Source organism: Sulfitobacter sp. PM12 (assembly GCF_045586035.1).
In the GTDB taxonomy this organism is placed as follows: domain Bacteria; phylum Pseudomonadota; class Alphaproteobacteria; order Rhodobacterales; family Rhodobacteraceae; genus Sulfitobacter; species Sulfitobacter pontiacus.
Genome location: NZ_CP151531.1, coordinates 105,427 through 131,387, shown reverse-complemented (window position 1 = coordinate 131,387; position 25,961 = coordinate 105,427). Strand labels below are relative to the sequence as shown.

Annotated in this window: 28 protein-coding genes and 1 pseudogene; 16 read left to right on the top strand and 13 right to left on the bottom strand. The window is 59.3% G+C overall.

The features are described from left to right. Positions 1-24 precede the first annotated feature (24 nt). Genes AADW22_RS16185 through AADW22_RS16170 form a run of 4 tightly spaced genes read left to right on the top strand, consistent with a single transcriptional unit; the run spans position 25 to position 2,244 of the window. Positions 25-315, top strand: a complete 291-nt coding sequence (locus AADW22_RS16185; protein WP_132998136.1) for a hypothetical protein — start codon at positions 25-27, stop codon at positions 313-315. Beyond that, positions 315-1,019 (top strand): SCO family protein, encoded by a 705-nt coding sequence (locus AADW22_RS16180; protein ID WP_132998135.1) that lies wholly within the window; start codon positions 315-317, stop codon positions 1,017-1,019. The genes AADW22_RS16185 and AADW22_RS16180 overlap by 1 nt, the downstream gene beginning before the upstream one ends. Before the next feature lie 20 nt (positions 1,020-1,039). Further along, the gene (locus AADW22_RS16175; RefSeq protein WP_132998150.1) at positions 1,040-1,507 is read left to right on the top strand and encodes a hypothetical protein; all 468 of its coding nucleotides are present in this window, start codon (positions 1,040-1,042) and stop codon (positions 1,505-1,507) included. Further along, the gene (locus tag AADW22_RS16170) at positions 1,504-2,244 is read left to right on the top strand and encodes a cytochrome c biogenesis CcdA family protein (protein WP_206338417.1); all 741 of its coding nucleotides are present in this window, start codon (positions 1,504-1,506) and stop codon (positions 2,242-2,244) included. The genes AADW22_RS16175 and AADW22_RS16170 overlap by 4 nt, the downstream gene beginning before the upstream one ends. Here the strand turns inward: AADW22_RS16170 and AADW22_RS16165 are convergent. The 5 genes from AADW22_RS16165 to AADW22_RS16145 form a co-directional block, all read right to left on the bottom strand. Next, positions 2,241-3,350 carry a permease gene (locus AADW22_RS16165; protein WP_132998134.1) on the bottom strand — a complete coding sequence of 370 codons (1,110 nt, stop codon included), beginning with the start codon at positions 3,348-3,350 and terminating at the stop codon, positions 2,241-2,243. The genes AADW22_RS16170 and AADW22_RS16165 overlap by 4 nt on opposite strands. Before the next feature lie 86 nt (positions 3,351-3,436). Continuing rightward, positions 3,437-4,201: a MauE/DoxX family redox-associated membrane protein gene (locus tag AADW22_RS16160; protein ID WP_407474693.1), complete on the bottom strand. Its 765-nt coding sequence runs from the start codon at positions 4,199-4,201 to the stop codon at positions 3,437-3,439. Between the two features lie 22 nt (positions 4,202-4,223). After that, positions 4,224-5,093 carry a DUF305 domain-containing protein gene (locus AADW22_RS16155; protein WP_407474692.1) on the bottom strand — a complete coding sequence of 290 codons (870 nt, stop codon included), beginning with the start codon at positions 5,091-5,093 and terminating at the stop codon, positions 4,224-4,226. 91 nt (positions 5,094-5,184) lie between these two features. Next, positions 5,185-5,604 (bottom strand): Cu(I)-responsive transcriptional regulator, encoded by a 420-nt coding sequence (cueR, locus tag AADW22_RS16150; RefSeq protein ID WP_037239910.1) that lies wholly within the window; start codon positions 5,602-5,604, stop codon positions 5,185-5,187. Between the two features lie 19 nt (positions 5,605-5,623). Continuing rightward, positions 5,624-8,131, bottom strand: coding sequence for a heavy metal translocating P-type ATPase (locus AADW22_RS16145; RefSeq protein WP_407474691.1), 2,508 nt, complete (start codon positions 8,129-8,131; stop codon positions 5,624-5,626). A 117-nt stretch (positions 8,132-8,248) separates the two neighbouring features. Here AADW22_RS16145 and AADW22_RS16140 point away from each other — a divergent pair, with 117 nt between their 5' ends. The 10 genes from AADW22_RS16140 (at position 8,249) to AADW22_RS16095 (ending at position 16,716) form a co-directional block, all read left to right on the top strand. Next, complete coding sequence (locus AADW22_RS16140; protein WP_407474690.1) at positions 8,249-8,479, top strand: heavy-metal-associated domain-containing protein; 231 nt, start codon at positions 8,249-8,251, stop codon at positions 8,477-8,479. Between the two features lie 172 nt (positions 8,480-8,651). Continuing rightward, a complete protein-coding gene (locus AADW22_RS16135; RefSeq protein ID WP_407474689.1) occupies positions 8,652-9,074 on the top strand; it encodes a hypothetical protein in 423 nt (140 codons plus the stop codon). Positions 9,075-9,147: 73 nt separating this feature from the next. Beyond that, a complete protein-coding gene (locus AADW22_RS16130; RefSeq protein ID WP_407474688.1) occupies positions 9,148-9,369 on the top strand; it encodes a hypothetical protein in 222 nt (73 codons plus the stop codon). Further along, positions 9,369-10,835, top strand: a complete 1,467-nt coding sequence (locus AADW22_RS16125) for a TolC family protein (RefSeq protein ID WP_407474687.1) — start codon at positions 9,369-9,371, stop codon at positions 10,833-10,835. Before AADW22_RS16130 ends, AADW22_RS16125 begins: the two co-directional genes overlap by 1 nt. 11 nt (positions 10,836-10,846) lie before the next feature. Continuing rightward, a complete protein-coding gene (locus AADW22_RS16120; protein ID WP_007120886.1) occupies positions 10,847-12,205 on the top strand; it encodes a multicopper oxidase family protein in 1,359 nt (452 codons plus the stop codon). 46 nt (positions 12,206-12,251) lie between these two features. Next, the gene (locus AADW22_RS16115; RefSeq protein ID WP_407474686.1) at positions 12,252-12,968 is read left to right on the top strand and encodes a copper-binding protein; all 717 of its coding nucleotides are present in this window, start codon (positions 12,252-12,254) and stop codon (positions 12,966-12,968) included. A 109-nt stretch (positions 12,969-13,077) separates the two neighbouring features. Beyond that, on the top strand, positions 13,078-13,611 hold the full coding sequence (locus tag AADW22_RS16110; protein WP_407474685.1) for a plastocyanin/azurin family copper-binding protein: 534 nt from the start codon (positions 13,078-13,080) through the stop codon (positions 13,609-13,611). 8 nt (positions 13,612-13,619) lie between these two features. Further along, positions 13,620-14,924, top strand: coding sequence for an ABC transporter transmembrane domain-containing protein (locus AADW22_RS16105; protein ID WP_407474684.1), 1,305 nt, complete (start codon positions 13,620-13,622; stop codon positions 14,922-14,924). Between the two features lie 14 nt (positions 14,925-14,938). After that, a complete protein-coding gene (locus AADW22_RS16100) occupies positions 14,939-15,379 on the top strand; it encodes a c-type cytochrome (protein WP_407474683.1) in 441 nt (146 codons plus the stop codon). A gap of 95 nt (positions 15,380-15,474) precedes the next feature. Further along, positions 15,475-16,716: a sialidase family protein gene (locus AADW22_RS16095; protein WP_407474682.1), complete on the top strand. Its 1,242-nt coding sequence runs from the start codon at positions 15,475-15,477 to the stop codon at positions 16,714-16,716. Positions 16,717-16,766: 50 nt separating this feature from the next. Here the strand turns inward: AADW22_RS16095 and AADW22_RS16090 are convergent. After that, positions 16,767-17,390, bottom strand: a pseudogene (locus AADW22_RS16090) (efflux RND transporter permease subunit); the annotation flags it as partial. A 212-nt stretch (positions 17,391-17,602) separates the two neighbouring features. Between AADW22_RS16090 and AADW22_RS16085 the strand changes: the two are divergent. Continuing rightward, the gene (locus AADW22_RS16085) at positions 17,603-19,954 is read left to right on the top strand and encodes a heavy metal translocating P-type ATPase (protein WP_407474681.1); all 2,352 of its coding nucleotides are present in this window, start codon (positions 17,603-17,605) and stop codon (positions 19,952-19,954) included. 61 nt (positions 19,955-20,015) lie between these two features. Further along, the gene (locus AADW22_RS16080) at positions 20,016-20,516 is read left to right on the top strand and encodes a murein L,D-transpeptidase family protein (protein ID WP_047998128.1); all 501 of its coding nucleotides are present in this window, start codon (positions 20,016-20,018) and stop codon (positions 20,514-20,516) included. Between the two features lie 25 nt (positions 20,517-20,541). Here the strand turns inward: AADW22_RS16080 and AADW22_RS16075 are convergent, their stop codons facing one another. The 7 genes from AADW22_RS16075 to AADW22_RS16045 all read right to left on the bottom strand — a co-directional run bounded on the left by AADW22_RS16075 (position 20,542) and on the right by AADW22_RS16045 (position 25,960). After that, positions 20,542-20,706: a hypothetical protein gene (locus AADW22_RS16075; RefSeq protein WP_407474680.1), complete on the bottom strand. Its 165-nt coding sequence runs from the start codon at positions 20,704-20,706 to the stop codon at positions 20,542-20,544. Next, positions 20,703-22,238, bottom strand: coding sequence for an apolipoprotein N-acyltransferase (gene lnt, locus AADW22_RS16070; protein WP_407474679.1), 1,536 nt, complete (start codon positions 22,236-22,238; stop codon positions 20,703-20,705). Before lnt ends, AADW22_RS16075 begins: the two co-directional genes overlap by 4 nt. Before the next feature lie 6 nt (positions 22,239-22,244). Then, positions 22,245-22,721 (bottom strand): signal peptidase II, encoded by a 477-nt coding sequence (gene lspA / locus AADW22_RS16065; protein WP_099912495.1) that lies wholly within the window; start codon positions 22,719-22,721, stop codon positions 22,245-22,247. A 3-nt stretch (positions 22,722-22,724) separates the two neighbouring features. After that, on the bottom strand, positions 22,725-23,450 hold the full coding sequence (locus AADW22_RS16060) for a ZIP family metal transporter (protein WP_043939879.1): 726 nt from the start codon (positions 23,448-23,450) through the stop codon (positions 22,725-22,727). A 67-nt stretch (positions 23,451-23,517) separates the two neighbouring features. Then, positions 23,518-23,970 (bottom strand): DUF411 domain-containing protein, encoded by a 453-nt coding sequence (locus tag AADW22_RS16055; protein ID WP_407474678.1) that lies wholly within the window; start codon positions 23,968-23,970, stop codon positions 23,518-23,520. A 20-nt stretch (positions 23,971-23,990) separates the two neighbouring features. After that, complete coding sequence (locus tag AADW22_RS16050) at positions 23,991-25,307, bottom strand: M23 family metallopeptidase (RefSeq protein WP_407474677.1); 1,317 nt, start codon at positions 25,305-25,307, stop codon at positions 23,991-23,993. A gap of 29 nt (positions 25,308-25,336) precedes the next feature. Then, positions 25,337-25,960 carry an SCO family protein gene (locus tag AADW22_RS16045; protein ID WP_407474676.1) on the bottom strand — a complete coding sequence of 208 codons (624 nt, stop codon included), beginning with the start codon at positions 25,958-25,960 and terminating at the stop codon, positions 25,337-25,339. Between the last annotated feature and the right edge of the window lies 1 nt (position 25,961).

The window sequence follows — 25,961 nt, the reverse complement described above, 5'->3', positions numbered from 1 at the left end:
TCAAACTTCAAAAGGATTTTCCGGATGACCGACATATCATCTTCCAACGATGCGGGCGCCGTCGGCACCGAAAGCGTCGGCAACCGGCTCCGGTGGTTGCCGCGCAGACGATTGCTGTTCGTCGGTGCGGCAACCGTGATGGGCGGCGGCATGGCCCTGAACTGGGGATGGCTCACCGCGATCGGTCTCGCGCCTGTCCTGGTCTCGCTGGCACCCTGTGCCGCGATGTGCGGGCTTGGTCTGTGCATGAAGGGCGGGTCCGGCGGGAAATGCAACGATGCGGGTGGTGGCAAACCCGATCAACCGGAAAGGTGATGCAGTTGATTTTCTGTCTGACTCGGCGCGCCGCCTTGGCGACACTTGCGGCCACGATCTCCTCTGCGGCCTTCGCCGATCATCCGGGTGAAAATCTGGATGCGCGGATGTTCGAGATGGAGCCATACTTCCAGGCCATCGACGCCGCACAGGCCCCGGATTTCGGGTTGCAGGATGCGGCGGGCAATCCCGTGCGCCTGTCGGATTTCAGCGACAAGGTGGTTATCCTGCATTTTATTTACGCCAGTTGCCCGGATATCTGCCCGCTCCATGCGGAAAAGATCGCGGCGGTCCAGGCTTCGATCAACGACGGGCCGATGCAGGATCTGGTGCAATTCATCTCGATCACGACCGATCCCGTGAATGACACGCCCGACGTCCTGCGCGAATATGGGAACCGGCATGGATTCGATCCGACCAACTGGGTCATCCTGACCAAACGGCCTGATCAAGCTGACGACGCAACGCGCCTTCTGGCGCGGGACTATGGGCTGGAGTTCACGATGACCGCCGACAGCGACATGATGATGCACGGCGCAGTGACCCATGTCGTGGATATCGGGGGGCGGTTCGCCGCAAAGTTCCATGGTATGGAATTCAAGCATGTGAACCTGATCCTATATGTCAGCGAGTTGATCAACAATGCCCAGCACCGACGCCGGGAACGCGGTTGGTGGGACCGGCTGACGGGGGCGTTTCAATGAGTAATGCTGAGATTGGCGTCATGCAGTCCGCGCCGGATAGAATTTCCCTGACAGCACTCCGTCGATATTTTTCGGTGATCATCCCGGCTAATCTGATCTGGGAGTTCGCCCACATGCCGCTCTATACGATCTGGAACGAGGGCACCTGGGGTGAGATCGTCTTCGCCGCGGTTCATTGCACGGGTGGCGACATCCTGATTGCCATGAGCGCGCTGATGCTTGCCCTGATGCTGACGGGCCGCGGCTGGCCCTTCGTGGCGCCGACACGACGATCGGTGACCGTCCTGACAATATTGTTCGGTTTGGGATATACGCTGTTCAGTGAATGGCTCAACATCGTGATCCGCGCGGCTTGGGCCTATTCGGACCTGATGCCGATCATTCCAGTCATAGATGCGGGGCTGTCGCCCGTGCTGCAATGGATCGTGATCCCGCTGGTCGCGTTCTGGTGGGCGGCGCGACCCTTCAGCGCCGAGCATAAAGCATGATGGATATTTCCGGCATCGGCATCTTCGCGGCCTTTCTGGCGGGGGCCATTTCCTTCCTGTCAGCCTGCGTCCTGCCACTGGTTCCGGGCTATGTTTCCTACATCGCAGGCCAGCCGGATTTGCGCACGACACGGTCGGTCGGTCTGCGGGCGCGCGCCGGGGCACTTGGGCTGAGCGCCTGCTTCGTTCTGGGATTTTCCACGGTCTTTGTCGCGTTGGGTGCCGGGGCCAGCGCGCTCGGGTCGCTGCTTCTGACCTGGCGCACTGAACTCAACTATCTGGGCGGGGCGATCATCATCCTGTTCGGACTGGTCATGCTGGGTGCCTTCCGTCTGGAAGCGTTCTCGCGTGACACCCGCTTCACACTCGACATTCCGGGGGGTCGCCCGCTCGGAGCCTACGTCCTGGGCTTGGCCTTCGCGTTTGGATGGACGCCGTGCATCGGACCGATCCTTGGCGCGATCCTGACACTCAGTTCGACTTCCGGCGGTATGTCGGACGGCATTTGGCTGCTGTCGATCTATTCCGCCGGTCTGGGCGTGCCGTTTCTGCTGGCCGCGCTGTTCACCGACGCCATCGCCGCGCGGGTCAGACAGATTGGCAAGGCCGGTCGCTGGCTCTACAAGGGCGCAGGCGTCGCTATGATCATCATGGGCGTTGCCATCATGACCGGCCAATTGTCCCGGTTTGCCTACTGGCTTCTGGGAACCTTCCCATTCCTGGCCTCAATCGGTTAATTTTCCTTGGCATTTCTGAGGTGAAGCCAGATCAGTATTGCCCCGATGACGAGAAATATCAGGTTGAGGAAGAACGTGTAGTCGATGCTGAACCGGACCATCTCCTGAAGCGAAGGCCGTTCGGTCGGGATCATCCCGACGAGAGCGAACAGGTAATGCACCGTAATTCCCGCCGCGACCATGCACAGGTACAGCAAGCCTGAAAGATAGAGCGCATACTGCCAGCCATAATACTTTGCGTGCACCCAGATCACCGTGGCAGCAACAAGATCGGCTCCGAGAAAGGCGATCGCGCCTCCGAACGACGCGTCACGCGACCAGAGCATCGCGGCCAGGGGGATATTTCCCATCGACCCGATGAAGGTAAAAAATGCCACGATCGGTGCCACCAGCGCGTTTTCAAGGACGATCAGGAAGCCCGCCGCATCTTGCGCTCCGCCGTCACCTATCAGGAAGATTGCGTTCCAGAAGCTCTGCGGCACAAAGACGGAAATAAAGCCGGCGACCGTGAAGCCGAAGAGGATCTCCTTCCAGACCATCTTCCACTCCATGAAGAAGGCGCGGGCGATCCGATCCCACCCCCCACGGGACAGCAGCTTGTCGCGAAACGTTCCCTTCATGGTTTTGTCCATGTCCATACCTTCATCGGACTGGGCCTTCGCCGCATGCTCTTTTGCGCTTTCGACAAGCGGTTTTGGAAACCATATCAGGGTGAGGGCATAGGCGTAGATCGTCATCAGGATGCCAAGCAGGAAATTTGCCACCATGAATTTCCAGCCCAGCAGGACCAGAAGGACGATTCCAAGCTCGATCACCAGATTCGTCGATGAAATCAGGAAGGCGATGGAATTGACCGGGTGCGCACCTTTCACGAGGATCGAACGCGACGCGGCAAGCGCCGCGAAGGAACAGGATGACGACACGAAACCAAAGAACCCGGCAATGCCTGCCTTCCTGGCACCACGATCACCCAGAACACGCGCCATCTGATTCCGTGTCACGAAGATCTGGATGCCTGCGGAGATGATATAGCCAAAGATCAGCGCCCAGAGCGCCTTCCAGAGCATGCCCGCCCCGGTCGTGAATGCTTCGATTATCTGGTCCATTCAACTTGACCTTTTTCGCAGTGATGCCTGACCAGCGCACCTGCCGGGAGAACAAGTCTGAGGGATGTGAAAACGGCACCCGCCTTTCAGCCGATGAGATAGACTCTGATCGGCATCCAAATCCCCATGACCATCATCATCAGATTCTCCGTAAGCGAGACAAAGCCAAGCGGCACATTGCTGTCACCACCTACGCAGGCGCATTTCAATTCACGCTTGTCGATATAGACCGCCTTGAAAACCGATACCGCGCCAACAGTGCCGATGAACAGGGCCACCGGTGCCGAAAGCCAGGTCAGCGCCCCGGCGACCATGAGGATACCTGCGAAAGCCTCTCCGAACGGATAGATCTTGCCATAACGCACCCACCGACGCGCCAGCAGGTCGTAGTTCAGGAACATGGTCGAAAAGCTCTCGACATCCTGAAGTTTTTGTACGGCCAGAAAGCACATCGAGATCGAGATGAACCATTCCAGGGCGTGCAGGGTGAAAATGGTCTCGAAGCTGTACCATGACAAACCGAGTGCCATCAGGAACGCGACGGCAAAGATCGCAATCACCGGCTGGTAGGATGTGTCCGAGCGTTCGTCTTCGGGCGCATCGATGACAAAATAGACCCGAAGGTCGTCATATCCGCCGATCCGCTCGTTGCCGATCCAAGTTTGCGGGGTGGTTTCGACGCCGTGCTCTTCCATGAACGCGTCGGTTTCCTCACGCGTGGTCAAATGGTGATCCTCGACCTCGAAGTCCTTTCGCTCCAACAGGTCCTTGGATTTGAGTCCATAAGGGCAGAGGTGGTCGGGCATCACCATCCGGTAAAGCCTGGCTGTCTGGGTTGTGTCTTTTGGCATGTCAAATCCTTCGTTTCAGGGTTCAGGCGTCACAGCCATAAAAGCCTCGATAGCCTGCCCGCAGGCCGGCATCGAGTTCGAGAACGAGGTTGGCCTCCTGCATTTCACTACTGTTTTCCAGCGCCGCAGTCCCGTCCGGCGCACTGAGGGCCACGGACATCCCTTCGGTGCTCAGGGTGCCGGTTCCGTCGGTTGAACCAAGACGCACCAGGTCGCCGCTGATCTTGGCCAGCGCCGCCGGGGCGCCGTCGATCTGTCCTGCGGCAAGCACAGGTTTGCTGGTCGTGGTATACTTGAAGGTGCAGGTGGCCCCATCCGGGAAAAGCTGCGCGATTTCATCGCCGGTCAGGAATTCCAGATCGAGGATGGCGATTTCGGCGGATGAGAGTGCCTCGTTCAGATCGACGATGCGGGCAGGACCATCCAGACCCTCATCAGCCGCGTCACCATTCGCGTCGATATCATTCACCAGATACCGCATCTCGGCGATTTCTTTGTCTTGGGCAAAGATGATCTCGTCAGCCAGTTTGCGCACCCGCGGGTCAGAAATATTGGCGCGGCTCGACGTCATGATCGCAATCGAATGGTGGGGGATCATTGCCCTCATGTAGCTGGTATCGCCAACGGTTACCTGGCTTCGGACCAGCCAGAGGGATCCGGCAAAGACCACGGCGCCGCCAATAAAGATGGCAGCGTTGATCGCCTTGCTGGAGTACATCGACAGCATGAAGCCCAGCATGATGATCGCCATTGTGGCCCCCATCAGCACGGCCATATAGGCGCGTGTTTCGGACCAGAAGATATGGCTCAGCAGATAGGTGTTGAGATACATCAGGATGAACATCACCACCGTGGATGTGGCGATCATCGCGAAAAAGCGTAGGTATGTCATTGGCGACCTCCAGTCTCGAAAAATTGATGACCTACAGGAGGAACAACTTTACCGCGCTGGAATGTTCCGTCGCTTTTCGGGAAAGTCAAAGCTACCCGGACGCCTTGCTGATACTGCCCGCCTTATGTTCCATCGCCAGATCGGCCAAGATGGGGCAATCGGGCCGGTGATCGCCCGCGCAAGCATCCACAAGATGCGACAGGGTGGCGCGCATTTCGGTCAGTTCGGCGATCTTGCTGTCAATCCGATCAAGATGCTCTTCGGCAATCTGCTTTACCTCGGCACTGGCGCGGTCAGTATCGGCATAAAGCTTCAGCAGGCTCCGGCAATCCTCGATGGTGAATCCAAGGGCCCGTGCCCGGCCGAGAAAGGCCAGCTTGTGCACGTCGCTTTGCCGAAAGCTGCGATAGCCATTTGAACTGCGCAGCGGTTCGACAAGACCGATGTCTTCGTAGTAGCGGATCGTTTTGGCGGGAAGGCCGGAAAGGTCGGCCACATCTCCGATGTTCATAATCGTTTCCTCCTTGAGTTCATTCAGCTGGAATTGGGGATGCCGAGGCTTCGGAGACGGAGCGCGCCGTCTCGTCCATCGCCGGGCGCACGCGGCGCAGCCGCAGCGCATTCGTCAGCACGAAGACAGAGCTGAGCGCCATCGCACCTGCTGCCAGAACGGGTGAGAGCAGAAGTCCTGACACCGGATAAAGCACGCCCGCCGCAACCGGGATCAGTGCGACGTTGTATCCAAATGCCCAGAAAAGGTTCTGGCGGATGTTGCGCATGGTGCTCCGCGACACCTCGAGGGCGTTCACGACGCCGCGCAGATCGCCGGACATCAGCACCACATCTGCGGATTCGATGGCCACGTCTGTACCAGTGCCGATCGCGATACCCACGTCCGAATGGGCAAGCGCGGGTGCGTCGTTGATCCCGTCGCCAACGAACGCGATGCGCTTGCCCGCGCCGCGCAGATCGTCGAGCGCCGCCACCTTACCGTCGGGCAGAACGCCAGCGATCACATGGTCGATGCCGATTTCGCGGGCGATAGCCTCTGCGGTTTCGCGCTTGTCACCGGTGATTATGGCGACCTTCAGTCCCTGTGCGTGCAATGCGCGGATTGCAGCGGCGCTGGACGGCTTCACCGGATCGGACACCGCGATGACGGCGGCGACACGACCGTCGATCGCCGCGAAAAGTGCGGTGCGGCCCTGTTCGGCCAGCCGGCGCTCCTCGTCGGCCAGATCGCCGATTGTCAGCCCCTCGCGGATCATCAGGCGGTCGGCCCCGACAAGCACCTCGCGGCCCGCCACTTTTGCTCGCACGCCGTGGCCGGTGATGGATTCAAAATCCTTGGCGTCATGCCGCGCGACGCCCTCGACCTTTGCCGCGCGCACGATTGCCTCGGCGATCGGGTGTTCCGATTGCGCCTCAACAGCGGCGACCAGTGCCAGCACCTCGGTGCGGTCAAAGCTGTCCGCAAGCACGAGATCGGTCAGTTCCGGGCGGCCCTGGGTAACCGTTCCGGTCTTGTCCAGCGCCACCACATCCACGCTGGATAGCTGTTGCAACGCGTCGCCCTTGCGGAAGAGCACGCCCATCTCGGCGGCACGTCCCGTGCCGACCATGATCGACGTCGGCGTGGCGAGCCCCATCGCGCAGGGGCAGGCGATGATCAGCACAGATACACCGGCCACCAAAGCAAAGGACAGCGCGGGCGAAGGACCGACCAACAGCCAGACAATCACCGTCAAAAGCGCCAATGCCATGACAGCGGGCACGAACCAGAGCGTGACCCGGTCCACCAGCCCCTGGATCGGTAGCTTGGCGCCCTGCGCCTCTTCGACCATCCGGATGATCTGGGCCAGCGTCGTGTCGGCGCCCACACGCGTCGCGCGGAAGTGGAAGGCACCGCTGCCGTTGACGGTGCCGCCGGTGACGGGATCGCCCACGGATTTGGCCACCGGCACCGGTTCGCCGGTGATCATACTCTCGTCCACACGGGCACTGCCCTCGGTCAGCTCACCATCCACTGCAATCCGCTCGCCGGGGCGCACGATCAGAATATCGCCCGCGACGATGCGGTCGATGGCCACATCCTGCGGCTCCCCGTCAACCAGCACACGGGCTGTCTTGGCCTGAAGGCCCAGCAGCTTCTGGATCGCAGCCCCGGTCCGGCCCTTTGCGCGGGCCTCCAGCCAGCGGCCCAGAAGGATCAACACCACGATGACCGCCGCCGCCTCGAAATAGACCGCGCGCGATCCCGCAGGCAGCAGCGTCGGTGCGAAAAGCGCCACGAGCGAATAGATGTAGGCCGCCGATGTGCCAACCGCGACAAGGCTGTTCATGTCCGGCGCGCCTTTCAACAGTGCCGGGAAACCGCGTGTGTAAAAAGTACGTCCTGGCCAGAGCAGGACTGCCGTGGTCAAAACGAACTGGATCATCCAGCTGGTCCAGTGGCCGATGGTGTCACCGATCAGACCGTGCATGCCGGGGATCAGATGTGCGCCCATCTCAAGTAGAAACACCGGCAGGGCGAGGGTCGCTGCCACGACAGTCCGTCGTGCCAGAACCCGCGCCTCTTCGTTCTTGCGGGCTCCTGCGTCTTCCGATGAACTATCTTCGGCCTGAGTGGCGGGGTAACCTGCGTCGCTGGCCGCCTTGATGAGGTCGACAACCGCGACTGCGCCCTCCAGATAGGTAACCGTTGCGGTTTCCGATGCGAGGTTGACGTTAACGTCCAGCACGCCCGGCAGCACTGCCAGTGCCTTGTCCACCCGACCGACGCACGAGGCACAGGACATGGATGAAATGTTCAGACGTACGCTCCGGCTCCGGGCCGGATAGCCGATCTCCTGAAGGGTCGTGGCGATTTCGGCAATGCGCTCCGGTGCGTCGATCTGCGCCTGGGCGGTCTCGTTGGCGAGATTGACACGGACATCGCTGACCCCAGGCAGAGCCGTGAGGCCACGTTCCACGCGCCCGACGCAGGAAGCGCAGGACATGTTTTGCAGGGAAAGCCGAAGGGTGCGCGGATCCGACATGAGAATCTCCTTGTTCTGATACTCCTGCAGATAGGGCCTCCAGTTACTGGAAGGTCAACAGGCATGTAGAATAAAATTCTGGCCATTGACCTTCCCGCGCAGGAACGCCCTACATGCATGTCATCAAAGGAGATTGCGATGATCAGATTCAGCGTACCGAATATGAGTTGCGGAAATTGTACCGCTTCTATCAAAAAGGCCATCATGGCTGCAGACCCAGATGCAACGGTTTCGTGCGATCTGACTGCACTTATCGTCGACGTCGACAGCACCCTGGGTGAAACTGCATTGGCCGTAGCGATCAGCGATGCGGGCTACGGGTCTGAGAAGCTGGCAGAGGTTCAGTAGCACAAGACGCGTCAGCAAAGCTCCGCTGAGCCGAGATACTGGCTCTCTTTATGACCCTGATATGCAACACTCGCTGACAGTAGCGGCCTTATCTTGCCTGTTTCAAAAAAGTGTTAATCCGTCCTGCGTAAGACGGATTGACTGTACTGCTTCGGTATCCGATGTTTACAGTATGAGCTTTCGAGTTTTCATATCAAGCTGGATCAAGGCGTTTACGTGCATTGCGTTTGCGTTAGCCTTGGTGCTTTCACCGTCTTCCGCCGCTCACGCAGCGTCTGGGATGCACGACGGGCATCATGCCAAGTCTGTTGATGTCGTTGGTGCTGTCGAGCCACATAACACCGGAGGTGATGCGCATCACGCGCATACCAAGCCTGAGGGTGTAAGCGACATCGGCATTGCAGTGCCCGATAGCGCTGTCAAAGAAATACAATCAGATGACTGTTGCAGCGGCATCTGCATTTCGGTCGTCTTCCTCGAAGATACCAAGGTTAGAGCAGTCTCGGTTGGCACAAGGGAATATGTCATGCTGGGCGGGCAGAACCATTCTGCTGTAACGACCGGATTTCTGCGCCCCCCTCGATCCCTGATCTGAAACGGCGCCCAAATCGGGTGTGAGCCTTGCGCAGTTTCTGCGTAAGACAACGTTCACCAGTCAGGTTACTTTCATGAAAATTCATCTACTTATGGGGGCTTCGGCCCTCGGGCTTGGCGCATGCGCCTATGAGCCCACCCCGTTGCCGTCCGTCGCGACCCAACAGGCCGTCGTCAACACGGCAGTTTCATCGTCGATCAGCTATCAGGACCCGTTGGCGGGCTACACCTATCGCGGCCCTACTGGTCCCCGCGACTGGCGTTCCGTCAATCAAGAACAGACGGAGGGCAACTGATGCGGGTATCGAAGTTTCCCCTTGTTTTCGGCTTTCCGCTAATCTTGGGTGCCTGTGCTACAGCTGTACCGGGCATCTACACGGAACCAAAAGCTGGCTTCGCCAACATTTCCAGCCAGGTCACACCAGCCATCGGCAAACGGACAGCCTTCGCCGAAACCCAGGCCGAAAACGAGGCACTGAAAAAGCAGGTGCACACCATGGTGCACCGCAAGACCATTTCGGCGGACACCGCCGTTCAGGTCGCGCTTCTGAACAACAAGGGTTTGCAGGCGTCATATGCGAATGTCGGCCTGTCCGCCGCCGAGGCATGGCAGCAATCGACCCCGGAAAATCCGATCGTCTCGATTGGCATATTGGGTATCGGTGCGCCTGAATTGGGTGCCTACAGGGCAATCGAAGGCCTGATCCGCTCCAACGTTCTTGATGCCACCACGCGCAAGCAGCGTATGGCCATTGCAGACGCAAACTTCCGGCAGGCTCAGCTGAGTGCCGTGAACGACACACTCGCACTGGCCAATCAGACGCGGAAGGCATGGGTCGATGCCGTAGCCGCCTTCGAGGCTGTGAGTTATCTACGCCGTGCAAAAGCGACCTCTGACGCCGGATCGGAATTGGCTATGAGGCTGGGCGAGACCGGCGCGCTCAACAAGGCCGGGCAGGCCCGCGAACAGGCTTTCAATGCCGAACTTGCCGGACAACTTGCCCAGGCAAGATTAAATGCTACCCGGTCCAAGGAGCAGCTGACCAGGCTCATGGGGCTGTGGGGCACCGAGGTCGACTATTATGTGCCCGATGCCCTTCCTGCGCTGCCGCGTTCGGTCGGCCGTGTGACTGACATCGAAGCGAAGGCATTGCGAAATCGGGTTGATCTGCGCGTTGCCAAACTTGGCTTGGAAGCGCAGGCCAAGGCTTTTGGTCTGACTGATCAGACGCGCATCGTCAGCGATCTGGAGATCGTCGCGGGAGCTGAATTCGAGCGCGAAGTCGATGGCACTGGCGACATCGAAACAAAGGCATTGCCTCAGGTGGAAGTGGAGTTCGCAATCCCGATCTACGACACCGGGAAGGCACGGATGCGCAAGGCGGAATTGTCGTACCTGCAAGCAGCTAACGTGCTGGCAGAAAGAGCCGTCAACGTGCGGTCCGAAGCGCGTGGTGCTGAAGCCTCCTATCACGCCGCGTATAAGATCGCCCGCCACTATCGCGACGTTCTGGTGCCGCTACGCACGACCGTCGAAGAAGAGGGGCTGCTGTCTTATAACGGCATGATCACCAACACTTTCGAGCTGCTGACAGACGTGCGCGAGAAACTGGGCGCATCACTGGAAGCGGCAAACGCAAAACGCGAATTCTACATGGCACAGGCTGATCTGACCGCTGCGATCTATGGCGGCGGCGAAGGCGGTGGCGGTGCTGGTGGAGAAGGCGCGACACTTGCCGCCGGTGGCGGCGCAGGACACTGAAAGGAACTGACATGCTAAATAGACGTCAATTACTCGGAGCCGGCGCGGCAGGTGCAACGCTGGTATCTTCGAAAGCCTGGGGTCAAACCCTGAACATGGGCCTGCCCGAAGCTGCCCAAATGGATAGCGCAGCAACGGCGATCACGGCGCGTCCCAATTCCGGGCCGGACTACACACCTGTGGTCACATTGAACGGGTGGACCCTGCCGCACCGGATGAACAACGGGGTGAAAGAATTTCACCTCGTGGCCGAACCGGTAGAACGCGAGCTTGCCGACGGCATGATCGCGCATTTGTGGGGCTACAACGGCCAATCCACCGGCCCGACGATCGAAGCAGTCGAAGGCGACCGGGTGCGCATCTACGTCACCAATAAGCTGCCGGAAGGCACAACGGTGCACTGGCACGGGCTCATTCTTCCTTCAGGCATGGATGGGGTCTCCGGATTGAGCCATCCAAGCATCCCGCCGGGCAAAACCTTCGTCTACGAATTCGACTTGGTGAAGTCCGGAACGTTCATGTACCACCCCCACGGCGATGAAATGACCCAGATGGCGATGGGGATGATGGGCATGTTCGTGGTCCACCCCAAGGATCCCACATTCATGCCGGTGGATCGTGATTTCCTGATCATGCTGAATGCTTTCGACATCGATCCGGGGACCTATGTGCCCCGCATCATGACGATGACGGATTTCAACCTTTGGACCTGGAACAGCCGGATCTTCCCCGACATCGATCCGCTGGTCGTGAACAAGGGCGACCGGGTGCGAGTACGGGTTGGGAACCTTACGATGACGAACCACCCGATCCATATGCACGGCTATGACTTCAAGGTCACCTGCACGGATGGCGGCTGGGTGCCGCCTGAAGCACAGTGGCCGGAGGTCAGCATCGACATTCCCGTAGGTGCGATGCGCGCCTACGAATTCGTCGCCGATCATCTGGGAGATTGGGCGATCCATTGCCACAAATCGCACCATACGATGAACGCCATGGGCCATGACGTGCCGACGTTCATCGGGGTGAACAAGAAGCCGCTGACCCAGAAGATCCGTCAATTCCAGCCGGAATACATGCCGATGGGCATGTCCGGCATGGGGGACATGGCAAAAATGGAAATGCCGCTACCCGACAATACCATCCCGATGATGACGGGTTGGGGCCCGTATGGACCCATCGAGATGGGCGGCATGTTTTCGGTCGTGAAGGTGCGGGACGGCATCGACGCGGACGATTACTCCGATCCCGGCTGGTACGAGAATCCTCCGGGCGAGATGGCCTACGAATGGACCGGCGAATTACCCGAATTTGCCTCCAACAACAGCCCCAAAACCATTCTCACACCGAAACCAACCTCGAAGGGCTGAGCGGCCCTTCGTCATCTCACACCAAACCAACCTACAGGACAATAAAATGAGAAATCTTCTTTTGACGACAAGCTTCGCGATCGCGCTAACAGCACCGGCCTTTGCTGCAGGTACACACGACGGCGGACATGGGGAGACCAAGCCAGCCGCAATGATGGTCGGCATGCCGGGTGACGCCGCCAAGGTTGACCGCACAATCGACGTCACTTTGCTCGAAAACGATGAGGGCCAGATGCTGATCGAGAGTGAGCCGATGGATATCAAGGAGGGCGAAACCATCCGCTTCAACATCACCAACAAGGGTGAGCTGGAGCATGAATTCGTCCTCGACACGGTAGAGCGTAATGCCGAGCATAAGATCGAAATGGCCAAGATGGACATGGAACATGACGATCCGAACCGTATCCGTCTCGATGCGGGCGCTTCGGGCGAGGTTGTCTGGACTTTCGCTAATTCTGGCACATTCGAAGCGGCGTGCCTGATCGCCGGCCACTACGAATCCGGCATGCACCGTGAGGTCGCAGTCGGTGACCAGATGGCTCAGGCTGACGTGGAATACACGAGCGGGACCATCAAGAAAATCGACGCCAAGGCCGGCAAGGTTACAATCATCCACGGCCCTCTTGTTAACCTGGATATGCCCGCAATGACCATGGTGTTCCGCGCCGATGAGGCGATGGTGGCCAAGATGGCGGAAGGTCAGGACATCGAATTCGTCGCTGACCGGGTCAAGGGTAAACTGACCGTCACGCAGATGAAGTAACTACAAACAATGGGGTCGGGGGTAAACACTCCGGCCCCATCGCCTTGATCGCTTGGCCCAAGCAAGCAAGAAGATCCCATAAAATCAAGCGCTACGGAGGTAGCCGAGCATGAAGAATTTCCTGAGAACCTGCACCATCGCCCTTGCGCTCGTCCTTCCGGCTTTTTCAGTGGGCGCTTCCGGTGGCAAGGGCCAGCAGCCTCACGCCCGAGCCTTCGAAGTGCCTGGCCATGATCCGATCGGGAAACCCGGTGATGGTTCCTCGATCGACAGGACGATTGAATTGTCCATCAGGGAGACGGAAAGCGGCTACATGCTTTTCGAGCCGGACGCACTCCACATCGAGAGCGGATCGGTTGTCCGGTTTCTTATCAGCAATTTGGGTGGATTGGATCACGAGTTCTTTCTCGGCTCCTTTGACGAGGTCGCAAAACACCAGCAGTGGATGCGCGAACACCCCGACATGCAACATGATAACGCCAACTCGGTTTCGATCCCAAGTGGACAAAATGCCGAGTTGATCTGGGAGTTCTCCAATGTGACCAACCTGGAGTTCGTATGCTTGATCCCCGGCCACCGGGAAGCGGGCATGTGGGGCGTCATCATCGTGCACGATCACCTCGCGCCGAAATCCAGGGGTTAGTCTTTTCCATGTCACTCTTGGAAAGGTATCACGTGTTTGTACATAACGTATCGGCCGCGTTCGGATACGACTACAACGATGCCACGCCAGACTGGGTGCATCCGTTCATTCATCTCATACTGGTCTTGGCGCCCGCGCTGTTGATCAGTGTCGGCTCATATCTTGCTATTCGCGGCGTTCTGAAGCTTTGGAAGCATCGTCGCACTCCTGCGTTCCACCCAGAGCCCATACGAGGCCTCGAAGGAAGTCTTTTGAGCACCGTCTTGCGCTATTCAAGAAGGCAGCAGGCGTTGATGATCGTGGTTAGCCTCATCGCGATGCCTATTCTCTATCTGACCCTGGAACTGCCAAAACAGATCGTGAACAACGCTCTGGATTCAGACCGTTTCCCGATTGTCGTTCTGGGACGAGACCTCGATCAGGTCGTTTTCCTCATACTTCTTTGCGGTCTCTATCTTCTGGCGATCATCCTGAATGGGTTAAACAAATATGGCCTAAACGTCTTCAAAGGGTATGTCGCGGAGCGTTTTCTGCGGCGCTTCCGCCTGCTGGTCTATCGGCAATGGCGCAGCGATCCAGACTCCGGAAACCAAAGCGAGATCGTCCCTATTCTCGCACAGGAAGTCGAGCCCATCGGTGACTTCGCGGCGGACGTCCTTACGCTGCCAATCCTGCAAGGCGGTACGCTTTTGACGATCCTGTTTTTCATGTTCGTTCAGGACCCTGTCTTGGGTGCCGCAGCACTGACCGTACTGCCAATTCAGCTTGTGCTGCTGCCCAAGCTGCAACGCCGGGTCAACGCGCTTTCGCGCACGAGGATCAAGGAAGTCCGACAGCTTGGCAGGCAGCTCAGCGATCAATTGCGCCAACGGCAGGTCAATTCGGCCGGGCTGCTGCCAGTGAGTGCAAGTTTTAGAGAGCTTGAGCACGTGCGCAGGAAGATTTTCCGTCTGAAGTTCTTCATCAAGGCCCTCAATAATTTTCTGACCGCGCTAACACCGTTCTTGTTCTATTCTCTAGGCGGATACTTCGTCATCGAAGGTCGCATTACACTCGGCGCGCTGGTGGCCGTCCTGGCAGCACACAAGGACTTCTCGGCACCGCTGAAAGAGCTCTTCAGTTACTATCAGACGCTGGAAGACACGCGGATCCGGTACCAGGAAATCACCACCTTTTTCACTGGATCGATTCAGCGATCGGAGAAAGCTCAGGCAGACAACCCCACGCTGGAAGAGGTCAGCCAATTCGAGGAAGCCACACTGAGATACCCGGCTTTGTCTTTGAAGAGACCGGGGGTGATCGCAACATCATGAAGGACTCTGTTAGAATGAGATGGGCAGCGATATTTTTTGCTCTGGTCGCCGTTGCTGCGACGGGATGGTATTTCAAGCAGCAGACCGACTCCCAAACGGGTACCCGGATTGAGGAGGGCAGGGTGCTCCCTGCAGGTGCGCTTGCAACTGTCAAGCTGCCAAGCAGCTTTACCGAGCAGGAGCAAATTGGCGCAAGTGCTTATGATACGGTCTGTGCTGCCTGCCACGGCCTGAATGGACAAGGCCGAGATGGCATTGCTCCACCGCTTGTTCACAAGATCTATGAACCGAGCCACCACGGCGACATGGCGTTTGTCCTCGCGGCGCAAAATGGAGTTCGGGCGCATCATTGGAAATTTGGTAACATGCCAGCGGTCGAAGGCGTGACGAATGAAGATGTTCTCAATATTGCGGCCTACATCCGTGCATTGCAGCGTGCCAATGGGATATATTGAGCCGTTTCGACGGTCAAAAGGGTGGAATTGGTTCGCGGGTAACTACCATTCTGTTCGCTGCGACATGGCGACAACTGTTGGGGAAAATTCTCTAGATGAGTAAGTGTCTCGCTGCATTGTTCCTGATCCTTGCTGCATTTTTCGGATCTTCCACCGCAACTCATGCCGAGGAAACCGGCCTCTTTAGATTGACCGACCGCGCAGCACCGGTCGGCATCGGCGCCCGTGAACCATCACTTGCAACCTTGCCGGATGGCCGGATCATATTGAGCTGGACAGAAGAAAAAGGAGCCGATTCTGAAGTTCGCATGGCCATCCTCGATGGCAGTGAGTGGTCGGACGCTCGTACAATTCATAAATCGTCAAAGATTTACATCAACTGGGCCGATTTTCCATCGGTAGCGGTGCTGGCTGATGGCGGCCTGGCGGCACAATGGCTTAAACTGAATGGGGAGGGTGATTACCAATATGACGTCAATATCGCTTTTTCTAAAGATGAAGGCAGAAGCTGGACGGAACCGCTTGTTCCCCATGATGACAGATCACAACGCGAGCACGGTTTTGTTTCGTTGGTTCCCGATCAGTTTGGCGGGTTGACGGCGCTGTGGCTGGATGGCCGGGAGTATGACAGTCAAACAGAAGGCGAAAACTTCGAGAATGCGATGCAGCTGCGCGCACGACAGATCAACTCTGACGGAACGATGAAGCCAGAAAGCCTGTTGGACGCGCGCGCTTGTACTTGTTGTCAGACGTCCGCAGCGCGGACCGCTTCGGGCGATATCGTGGTGGTCTATCGTGATCGAACCGCCGATGAAATCCGCGACATTTCGATTGTTCGATCTACCGGAGGGGACTGGACGCAACCCCTCACTGTTCACGACGACGGATGGGAAATTGCCGGCTGCCCCGTAAATGGCCCAGCCGTTGATACGATGGACGACAAGGTGTCCGTTATCTGGTTCACTGCAGCTGAGAATAAACCGGAGGTTTATATCGCGTTTTCGGACGATGGCGGCGCGCAGTTTGACGAACCGCTCCGCATTGACCTCGGCACAGCCGCGGGACGGGTGGATGTTCTGCAAATGCCGGATGGAAGCGCATTGGCGCTCTGGATTGAATATGTGGGAGGCGGTGAAGCGATCGTCATGTGCCACATATCGCGAAGTACCGGATGCGCAGCGCCTCAGGCGCTCCATATCAATCGGGGCGGCGGATCGATCGGTTTTCCCCGAATGGCGCGCGGAGACGCCGGTACGTTTGTGGCCTGGACGCAGCCGACCGGCGGCGGGGATGGGGTCACTACAATCCGCATGGTCGAAGTCGCGGTGACTCCATAGGTTTCGAGCATACATCTCAATATCCTATTGCTTGCTTGACGCCGTTGCCCTTATTCTGCGGCCCGCCCGAGGGCCAAATCAGGCACTGTACCGGCTTGCTTCAGGCTCCACCCTTTGATGATGGCATAAACCGCCGGAATGACGATCAGGGTCAGCAAGGTTGACGACACCATTCCCCCGATCATGGGCACTGCGATGCGCTGCATGATCTCGGACCCGGTGCCATGCGCCCAAAGGATCGGCATCAGGCCGGCCATGATTGCGACAACTGTCATCATCTTGGGGCGCACGCGGTCTACTGCACCCACCATGATCGCGGCGTGGAGCTCGTCGCGGGTCAGGTCCCTGTCGCCCGCGCGGGCACGCGCTTCATTCAACGCCTGATCGAGATAGATCAACATGATCACTCCGGTTTCAGCCGCCACCCCGGCCAGCGCGATAAACCCGACGGCCACCGCAACCGACATGTTGAAGCCCATGAACCACATGAGCCAAATGCCACCGACCAGAGCGAAAGGCAGCGACAGCATCACGATCAAGGTTTCCGTCAGGCGGCGGAAGTTTAGGTAAAGCAGCAGAAAGATCAGCGCCAGCGTCAGCGGCACAACAGTGGCCAGCCGCTGTTTCGCGCGTTCATGGTATTCGAACTGACCGCTCCAGCCCAAAGAATAGCCCAGCCTTTCAAAAACTACACTGGGACCGCAAATAGTGCTTCCCGTAGATGGAAGGTCAAGTCCAATCGCCTCGCTGTTGCGCCCGAACAGTTCAGAGGAGGTACAGTGCTGATTGTGATGGCCTTAAGCACAGAACATCCCAAGAAACTTCTTGAACCTCTAGCAACTGAAGCTCCTATCTTTGGCTCAACGCTTATTCTCAGAGGTTTCCCATGTCCCACGACGGTCCAGACACGCATCCGCACGGTCATCAGGATGATCGCAAAGACACAAAGGCTTGCTGCGGCCAGACGGCCGAAGACACCGCGCAGGTGGCAGCACCTCCACCATCCTCCGGACGCAGTTTTCGCGTTAACGGGCTGGATTGTGCGGAAGAGGTCGCGATCCTGAACAAGGTCGTCGGGCCGGAAGTCGGCGGCAGCGAGCATCTGGCCTTCGATGTGATCAACGGGCGCATGACCATCCTCAAAAGCGCCAAACCGCTCAGCGACGATAAGATCATCAAGATCGTCGGGTCGACTGGGATGAGCGCGAAGATGTGGGATGCCGAAAGCGCCGAAGCGGATCAGGCGGCGCATTTCGCACGTCAACGCCTCTTCACCGGACTCAGCGGCGGCTTCTGGGCCGCGGGGTTCCTTTACCACATCGTCGAGACGGGGGCGGGCGGCGCGCTGCGGCTCTTCTCCGGTCATGGCGAGACGTCTATGCCTCTGGTCGAGATGGGGCTGTTCATGCTGGCGGTGGTGTTCGGAGCCTGGCTGGTCGCCCCCAAAGCATGGTCCGCCGCGCGTAGATTGTCGCCTGACATGAACCTCCTGATGATCGTTGCCGTAGCCGGTGCGATCGGGCTGGGCGAGTTTTTCGAGGCGGCGACGGTCGCATTTTTCTTTGCTCTGTCCCTCGCTCTCGAATCCTGGAGCGTGGGGCGTGCGCGCAACGCGGTCTCGGCCCTGTTGGACCTGGCACCACCCACGGCGCGCGTCATTCGCGCCGACGGATCAGAGACCGATGTTCCTGCGGCTCAGGTTGCGATCGGTGACCGCTTCGTGGTGCGCGGCGGAGACCGTATCCCGCTCGACGGAGAGGTGACCGAGGGTCGGGGCGATGTTGATCAGGCTCCGATTACCGGGGAAAGCGCACTAGTCGCCAAGGAAGCCGGAGACGAGGTCTACGCTGGCACAATTAATGGCGAAGGCACGTTGACGGTCAGGGCCACGAAGGCCGCGGGCGATACCGTGCTCTCGAAAATCATCCGTATGGTAGGCGACGCCCATTCGCGCCGCGCCGAGGTCGAGCAATGGGTCACGAAATTCGCCCGCATTTACACGCCCATCGTGATGGCGCTGGCGGTTCTAATCGCCGTCGTTCCGCCGCTGCTGTTCGCGGGGGCATGGAATTACTGGTTCTACAATGCGCTGGTTCTTCTGGTAATCGCTTGCCCCTGTGCGCTCGTGATTTCTACGCCGGTCTCCATCGTCGCTTCGCTCGCGGCCTCGGCACGCAATGGCGTGCTGATCAAGGGCGGTGCCTATGTGGAGGCTCCATCACGCCTGACAGCTCTGGCAATGGACAAGACCGGGACGATCACCATGGGAGAACCGGAGGTCGCGGGTCTGCATCCCTTGGGCGGCACGGCCGAACGCGACCTTCTGAGCGCCGCTGTCGCGTTGGAAGCCCGCTCTTCGCATCCTCTGGCGCGGGCCATCCTGGCGCGCGGCGAACGCGACGGGCTGAAGCAGTCGGCGGCTACCGACACCAAAACGGTGCCGGGCCGCGGTGTCGAGGGAACCTGGGAGGGTCAGCCCGTCTGGCTCGGCTCGGATCGATTTGCGACCGAGAAGGGGCTTGGCGAAGCGATCCCCCGCGACCTGCTGGAACGGATAGAAGGGGCTGGCAGCACACTCGTTGCCGTAGGCTCCGCAGACCGCCTGCTGGGCCTGATCGAACTGCGCGACCGCATCCGCCCGGATGCGAAGGTGGTCGTGGCACGCCTGCATGCCCAGGGCGTAAAAAAGATCATCATGCTGACCGGCGACAATGAACGCACGGCGCGCGCCGTGGCGGCGGAAGTCGGCATCGATGAGGTTCGCGCAGAACTCCTGCCAGAAGACAAGGTGGCGGCAATCGAAGAACTGGTTGCCAGTTACGATGTCGTGGCAATGATCGGAGATGGTGTGAATGACGCCCCAGCCATGGCGCGGGCGCATTTCGCCATCGCCATGGGCGCGGTCGGATCGGATGCAGCCATCGAAACGGCCGATATTGCGCTGATGACAGACGATATTTCCAAAGTGCCGTGGCTGATCGGGCATTCGCGCCGCACCATGAACGTCATCCATCAGAACATCGCAATTGCGCTTGCGACGAAGGCGCTGTTCGTCGGGCTGACAGCGTTCGGCATGGCAACAATGTGGGGTGCCATCGCTGCGGATGTCGGCGTTTCGCTACTGGTAGTCGCCAACGCACTAAGGCTGCTCCGGGCCAAGAAGGATCGGCCGGACGGGTCCGGGGGTGAGCAAGTGGGCGAGAAGATGGCGCAGGGAGCCCTGGCGCACGGCCATTGATTGATCAGACATACCGATACCGATATGAGTGGACAGGTAAAAAGATCGAGCGGACGACATGATGAAAACGACACGACGAACGGCACTCTTGGGCGGACTTGCACTTGGCCTTGCAGGGTGCGCCAGCAAATTCCGAACCTACGATGGGCCCGAGGTCACCCGGTTGCAGATGTTCAAAGGTGACCGGAACCTGTTCCTGTTCAACAATACTTCGGTCCTGAAAGCCTACAGGATAGACCTCGGTTTCGCGCCCGAGGGGCCCAAGCAGTTCGAGGGTGACGGGAAAACGCCCGAAGGGGCTTATACCGTCGACCGACGCAATCCCGACAGTCTGTTCCATCTCTCCATCGGAATCTCTTATCCGAACGAGGCCGATATCGCATTTGCCGCTGCCCAGGGACGTGAACCGGGCGGTGATATTTTCATCCATGGGGGGCCACGACCCGGCATCGACGCGATCAAGCCAGACTGGACGGCGGGTTGCATCGCGGTGTCGGACCGCGAAATTGAGGATATCTACGCGATGGTGCGGGACGGGACGCCGATCGACATATTCGCCTAGCGCCTATCCGGCCTTGGACGGCGGTTCATAGAACCCGTGCGAGAACGATCGAGGCGAACAACGCCAGGAGTCCGAATGCGATCGCGGGACTTGCCGCGTACTGGGCGATGTCCAGCCTGTTGCCGCCACGCTTCTTGGCGAGATATCCGCCCCATGCGGCGCCGGCCAATGCTCCGAAGATCACGATCATGGTGCCTTTTCCTTTCCAATAGTCAACCCAATGGCTCCCGCGATGCACGCTGCCAAAACGAGCAGGAACATCATCTGCCCGTATTTCGCGAATGGCGTGGCCGGGAGCGCAACTGGCAAGCGGGCGTCCAGCACGCCGGTCTCATCGAGCCCGAGGCGGGCGACGATCCGGCCGTACCCATCGATAACTGCTGAAATGCCCGTGTTGGCCGCGCGAACCAAAGGCAGCCCCTCTTCGACCGCGCGCATCCTGGCAGAGGCCAGATGTTGCCGGGGACCGAGAGACGCACCGAACCAAGCGTCATTGGTGGCGTTGAATATCCAGTCCGGACGCGAAGCGGCGTCTACGACACGTCCCGGAAAAATGGCCTCGTAGCAGATCGAAAGGCCGACCGGAGATAAACCGGGTAGCTCAACGGTCTGAGGGCCGGGACCGGGAGTGAAGTCCCCCAGACCCGCGGTCAGTCGCTGGAGCGGAAGAAAACCCCGCAAGGGAACGTATTCCCCGAACGGCACGAGATGATGCTTGGCGTATCTCGTGACGATCCGTCCGGTCTGATCGACCGCGAGGATCGAATTTCTATAGCGTATGTCAGTGCCATCCGACTCGCGCGTCTGTGCCCCGGTGAGAAGAACGCGGCCCTCAGGCAGACGTTCGGCAATTCGACCCAACATTCCAGGATCCTCGTCGAGATAACCGGGAAATGCACTTTCGGCCCAGAGAAGGACGTCGAAGCTGCCAGACTGCGCAGACAGGTCCAGATAGCGGGATATGTTCCGTTCGCGGAACGCGGGGTCCCATTTCTCCGTCTGAGGAATGTTTCCCTGAACGATCCTGACGGTTGTGTCTTTTGGCGGTGTGGTGGCCATAAGGCGAACCGTACCGAGGGTTCCGGCACCCCCCACGACCGACATGAAAACAAATGCGGCGAACGTATTGTGCCGACGGTTCCGCATGAGGAGCGTTACGGGCAGGACCGACAGCAGAACTGTGAGGAGGCCAAGTCCGTAGCTGCCAACCCATGCCGCCGTCTGGCGCGGAACATCGTAGTCGGCCCATGCATAGGCGATCAGGTTCCAGGGAAAGCCTGTCAGCACGGTGCCTCGAAGCCATTCCGAAACCGACCAGCAGACCGCGAAGATCAATGCGCCGGAGACACCTTTCGTCCTGCTCCATGCGAACGCTGCCATTGCCGCCGCCGGAAACAGCGCAAGGCCGGCGGCCAGTCCAGCCACCGCAGGAACGGCCATCCAGCCGAACCGCTCCGCGTCGACGAAAAAGCTCTCCGCGATCCAGGACAATCCGAACAGGAAGAAGCCAACGCCGAACGCCCATCCGGCAAGTCCGGCCCGCATGCGGCTCTCTCCGACCGTGAGGAGATACAGCGCGCCAAACGCGACGGGCAAAAGCACCGGCATCGAGAATGGTGGCAGAGCGAGAACCGCCAAAGCGCCGAGGCCGAATGCACAGAATGTGAGGATGATACCTGACATTCCGGAAATGCGGAGAACAGTGATGCCGATTGAGATCACCGAGATCTATCTTGAGGTTTCGGACGCAGCGACCTTTTCGCGCCCCGAGAAGATCAGCAAAATCCCGACGCCGCAGACCACTAAGACATCCGCGAGGTTGAACGCTGGCCAATGCGCCGTTCCGAGATAGAAATCCAGAAAGTCGGTCACACCGCCAAAGCGAAAACGATCCACGACATTCCCAAGAGCGCCGCCGATCACCATGCCGTAGGCAACCGCCTCGGCTGCCCGCGTTGCCCGGATTAGCGAGACGGCAAGAAACAGGACGATGGTGGTGGCGACCAATGCAAGGAGCCACCACGGCACATTCTGAAAGAACCCGAAGGTCACGCCGTAGTTGCGGTGGAAGATCAGGTTGAAGCCGGGGAACACAGCGACGCCGGGGGCGAGCGTTTCCGCATTCGCGAGCACGAACGCCTTCGATGCCTGATCGGCGGCGAGCGCCGCGACAGCTGTGCAAATGCCAATGGAGCGAATTGCCATGAATCACCCCAACCAGACATCGAGGAACAGCATGACGACGAGGCCGATCGCGAGCCCGGTCGTCGCCTGCTTCTGGTGGCCGCTGCGATGGGTTTCCGGGATGATCTCGTGGCTGATGACGTAAAGCATCGCGCCCGCCGCAAAAGCCAGACCCCAGGGCAAGAGAGGCTGCGCCACGACGATCACCGCGGCACCGAGAAAACCTGTGACGGGTTCGACCAGACCGGTCAGTGCGGCAATGCCAAAGGCGCGGCCCGCCGAGTATCGCTCGCCCAGTAGGGCGACTGCAACAGCCAGCCCTTCAGGCGCGTTCTGCAATCCGATCCCGAGAGCGACGGGAAATCCGCCTGTAAAACCGTCGGCACCGAACGCGACGCCGACGGCCAGACCCTCCGGCGCATTGTGGATCGTGATGGCAATGATGAAGAGCCACACACGTCGTAGCGAGACGGCCTCCGGGCCCTCACGACCGCTGCTGAAATGCTCGTGCGGTATCATTTCGTTCATCAGGGCGACCGCACCCATGCCCATCAGGATCGCGATGCAGACGATCAGTGCAGGTATCGCACCGTCTCCGTATCGCCCCTCTGCCGCGTCGAGGGCGGGGATGATGAGCGAGAAGAACGATGCGGCAAGCATGACCCCAGCAGCAAAACCGAGCGAGATATCGCGCCATTTGCGCGAGGGGGTCTTGCCCAAAAGGACGGGCGTCGCTCCGACGGCGGTCATCAGACCGGCGGCGAGACTGCCCAGAAAGCCGAGTGCGACAGGCGAAAGTGTTGCGACCTGCTCCACTTCAGCTCGCCGGATAGGACGAGAAGACTTCGGTAGTGCCGTCCGGTTTCACCAGAAAGACGTCGTAGGCTTCGGCATCGTCGCCGAAATCCATGCCGGGCGAGCCGATGGGCATGCCGGGCACGGCAAGGCCTATGGCATCGGGACGTTCTTCAAGCAGTCGAGTAATATCGGCTGGCGGAACGTGACCCTCGATGGTGTAGCCTTCGACGGTCGCCGTGTGACAGGAGAACATATCGACGGGAATACCGCGATCCATCTTCAGACGGATCAACGCCCCGCCCATATTCTCACCTTCAGGAGCGAACCCGGCATCGGACAGCTTTTCCATCCAGGCAAGGCAACAACCGCAGCCGCGCGTCTTTCCGACGTGGATAGCGGTCTGGGCGGTTACTGCCGTCGCGGCAGCAATCATCAGGGTCGCAGCGGCCAAGGTTTGAAACCTGTTTTTCATCGGAATTCCTTTCAAATCAGTCATGTGTCTTCGCGAAGAAAGGTCGCGAACCGTGTGCGCGTCGCTTCAAGGATTTCAGTGGCATCCGCAGTGTCGAAATTTTCCGCAGAGGCGAGCAATTCCTCCCCGAGCGGATCGATAGGTCGGCCGTCCACGCGCACTTCGTAGTGAAGGTTCGGAGCTGTCGCCGTGCCTGTCTCACCGACCTGGCCAATCGTTTCGCCCGCGACCACGCGGTTTCCGACGGCCAGACCCTCCGGCACGGCGCTGAGGTGCGCGTAGCGGGTCATGGTATCGGACCCGTGCGTGATCTCGACCACCCGGCCATACCCGCTCCGCCATCCGATGAAGGAGACCCGTCCGGGTGCGGTCGCTGCAATCGGTGTTCCCGCAGCGGCGGCATAATCGACACCTGTGTGCATCCGCATATTGCCGTAGATCGGATGCTTGCGCTGCCCGAAGACCGACGACAGTCGTGCGCCTTCCACCGGCGGCGCGACCGTCCGTAGGATTTCACCATTCAAATAGACCGTTGCCCGCCCGCTGTCTTCGGCTGACCAGAGGATTTCGAAGCGGTCGTCGGCCAGATCGAGGGCCGCATAGGAGATTGACGGTTGACCGACCTCTGAACCATCGCGAAGGACGGTCTGACCCCAAAGGATATTCAGGGTCTCTCCGCCTTGAAGATCCCTGCGAAAGTCGACCGTTTCCCCGAGGATTTGTGCGAGATCGACGGCAAAACGGGCCGGGACGCCTGCTCGATCCAGCGAAGCGTAGATCGACCCGTTCACCAGCAACTGGCTCGCACGCTCGACTGTCAACGCGCTCGGCGTTACCGTCCGGCTCGCAATGGTGTCGTCCAGGGTGACTTCGATCCGCACACCGTCATCGACAGCCAACGTCACAACGAATGGCGTGCCGTCCGGGCGAAAGTCGACGCTGAGACGATGGCCCGGTCGAAGGCGGCGCAGGTCGTATTCAACCGTCAGTGCCAGTGCGACTTCGGTCCGTGTTTGCGCATCCATGTCCGCGAGAGAGAGAAGCACGTCCAATGTGTCACCCGCCTCGACCGTCGCCTCCCAAGGCGGCGTGGCGAGGGCCTGAACAAGCGCCATCAGATTATCTGGCTCGGCCCGTTCGAGTGCGGGAAACTCAGGCGGCTGAAAAGCGGCCGGAAGTATATTCGGCATCGTCTCGCCAGATGCGTTGACGCCTGGTCCATCGAGAGGTTCGGGTGGACTGTCCAAGGCTTCCGGAGCCTCGGAAAAGATGTACTCGGTCGGCGCCTCCAGGATCAAAGCCCGGCTCGCTATCGTGCTGACCGCTGCCGCGGCCATTGTCGTTCCCAGAACGATATGTCTCAGTTTCAAGATTCTGCCCTCTCGGTTCTGTTCTGCATCGCGCGCCTTATCTTCGGCACGGCGAATTCGCGTGGTTCGTGATAGTCGATGGTGGTGACGAAGCGACCTGTCGCATCGAACAAGAAAACACCCGCCGTGTGGTTCATCGTATATTCGCCGTTTTCCCCCTCAACCTTCTCATAGGTGGCACGGAAACCATCGGCGATGGCCCCGATCTGGTCTGGCAAGCCCGTCCATCCTTGTATCTGCGGATGGAAATACGAGACATACTCGGCCATGGTCTCGACCGTGTCGCGGTCCGGATCTACGGTGATGAAAACGGTATTCAGGTCTTCGGCGTCCGGCCCAATCTCGTCGAGCCATCCGGAAATGTCCGAAAGGGTCGTCGGGCAAACGTCGGGGCAATAGGTGAATCCGAAGAAGACCAGACTCGGCTCGCCGATGAGGGTTTCCGGGCCGACATCCCGACCATCCTGATCCGTCAGGCTGAATTCCATAGCAGTCAGCGGTAGAGACCGCTTGCCCGGCGCGGAGTCAGCGCCAGGCCCATCTACCTGCCACCAGCCGACAAACAGGGCGGCAAAGACCGCCGCCGCTCCGATCGCTGCGATTTTGGCCACCCTCATCATC

Excerpts from the sequence above, each read along its gene's own strand:
- AADW22_RS16185 (WP_132998136.1), top strand. The coding sequence starts at position 25 with ATGACCGACATATCATCTTCCAACGATGCGGGCGCCGTCGGCACCGAA.
- AADW22_RS16180 (WP_132998135.1), top strand. The coding sequence starts at position 315 with ATGCAGTTGATTTTCTGTCTGACTCGGCGCGCCGCCTTGGCGACACTT.
- AADW22_RS16175 (WP_132998150.1), top strand. The coding sequence starts at position 1,040 with ATGCAGTCCGCGCCGGATAGAATTTCCCTGACAGCACTCCGTCGATAT.
- AADW22_RS16170 (WP_206338417.1), top strand. The coding sequence starts at position 1,504 with ATGATGGATATTTCCGGCATCGGCATCTTCGCGGCCTTTCTGGCGGGG.
- AADW22_RS16165 (WP_132998134.1), bottom strand. The coding sequence starts at position 3,350 with ATGGACCAGATAATCGAAGCATTCACGACCGGGGCGGGCATGCTCTGG.
- AADW22_RS16160 (WP_407474693.1), bottom strand. The coding sequence starts at position 4,201 with ATGCCAAAAGACACAACCCAGACAGCCAGGCTTTACCGGATGGTGATG.
- AADW22_RS16155 (WP_407474692.1), bottom strand. The coding sequence starts at position 5,093 with ATGACATACCTACGCTTTTTCGCGATGATCGCCACATCCACGGTGGTG.
- cueR (WP_037239910.1), bottom strand. The coding sequence starts at position 5,604 with ATGAACATCGGAGATGTGGCCGACCTTTCCGGCCTTCCCGCCAAAACG.
- AADW22_RS16145 (WP_407474691.1), bottom strand. The coding sequence starts at position 8,131 with ATGTCGGATCCGCGCACCCTTCGGCTTTCCCTGCAAAACATGTCCTGC.
- AADW22_RS16140 (WP_407474690.1), top strand. The coding sequence starts at position 8,249 with ATGTCATCAAAGGAGATTGCGATGATCAGATTCAGCGTACCGAATATG.
- AADW22_RS16135 (WP_407474689.1), top strand. The coding sequence starts at position 8,652 with ATGAGCTTTCGAGTTTTCATATCAAGCTGGATCAAGGCGTTTACGTGC.
- AADW22_RS16130 (WP_407474688.1), top strand. The coding sequence starts at position 9,148 with ATGAAAATTCATCTACTTATGGGGGCTTCGGCCCTCGGGCTTGGCGCA.
- AADW22_RS16125 (WP_407474687.1), top strand. The coding sequence starts at position 9,369 with ATGCGGGTATCGAAGTTTCCCCTTGTTTTCGGCTTTCCGCTAATCTTG.
- AADW22_RS16120 (WP_007120886.1), top strand. The coding sequence starts at position 10,847 with ATGCTAAATAGACGTCAATTACTCGGAGCCGGCGCGGCAGGTGCAACG.
- AADW22_RS16115 (WP_407474686.1), top strand. The coding sequence starts at position 12,252 with ATGAGAAATCTTCTTTTGACGACAAGCTTCGCGATCGCGCTAACAGCA.
- AADW22_RS16110 (WP_407474685.1), top strand. The coding sequence starts at position 13,078 with ATGAAGAATTTCCTGAGAACCTGCACCATCGCCCTTGCGCTCGTCCTT.
- AADW22_RS16105 (WP_407474684.1), top strand. The coding sequence starts at position 13,620 with ATGTCACTCTTGGAAAGGTATCACGTGTTTGTACATAACGTATCGGCC.
- AADW22_RS16100 (WP_407474683.1), top strand. The coding sequence starts at position 14,939 with ATGAGATGGGCAGCGATATTTTTTGCTCTGGTCGCCGTTGCTGCGACG.
- AADW22_RS16095 (WP_407474682.1), top strand. The coding sequence starts at position 15,475 with ATGAGTAAGTGTCTCGCTGCATTGTTCCTGATCCTTGCTGCATTTTTC.
- AADW22_RS16085 (WP_407474681.1), top strand. The coding sequence starts at position 17,603 with ATGTCCCACGACGGTCCAGACACGCATCCGCACGGTCATCAGGATGAT.
- AADW22_RS16080 (WP_047998128.1), top strand. The coding sequence starts at position 20,016 with ATGAAAACGACACGACGAACGGCACTCTTGGGCGGACTTGCACTTGGC.
- AADW22_RS16075 (WP_407474680.1), bottom strand. The coding sequence starts at position 20,706 with ATGATCGTGATCTTCGGAGCATTGGCCGGCGCCGCATGGGGCGGATAT.
- lspA (WP_099912495.1), bottom strand. The coding sequence starts at position 22,721 with ATGGCAATTCGCTCCATTGGCATTTGCACAGCTGTCGCGGCGCTCGCC.
- AADW22_RS16060 (WP_043939879.1), bottom strand. The coding sequence starts at position 23,450 with ATGACCGCCGTCGGAGCGACGCCCGTCCTTTTGGGCAAGACCCCCTCG.
- AADW22_RS16055 (WP_407474678.1), bottom strand. The coding sequence starts at position 23,970 with ATGAAAAACAGGTTTCAAACCTTGGCCGCTGCGACCCTGATGATTGCT.
- AADW22_RS16050 (WP_407474677.1), bottom strand. The coding sequence starts at position 25,307 with ATGGCCGCGGCAGCGGTCAGCACGATAGCGAGCCGGGCTTTGATCCTG.
- AADW22_RS16045 (WP_407474676.1), bottom strand. The coding sequence starts at position 25,960 with ATGATGAGGGTGGCCAAAATCGCAGCGATCGGAGCGGCGGCGGTCTTT.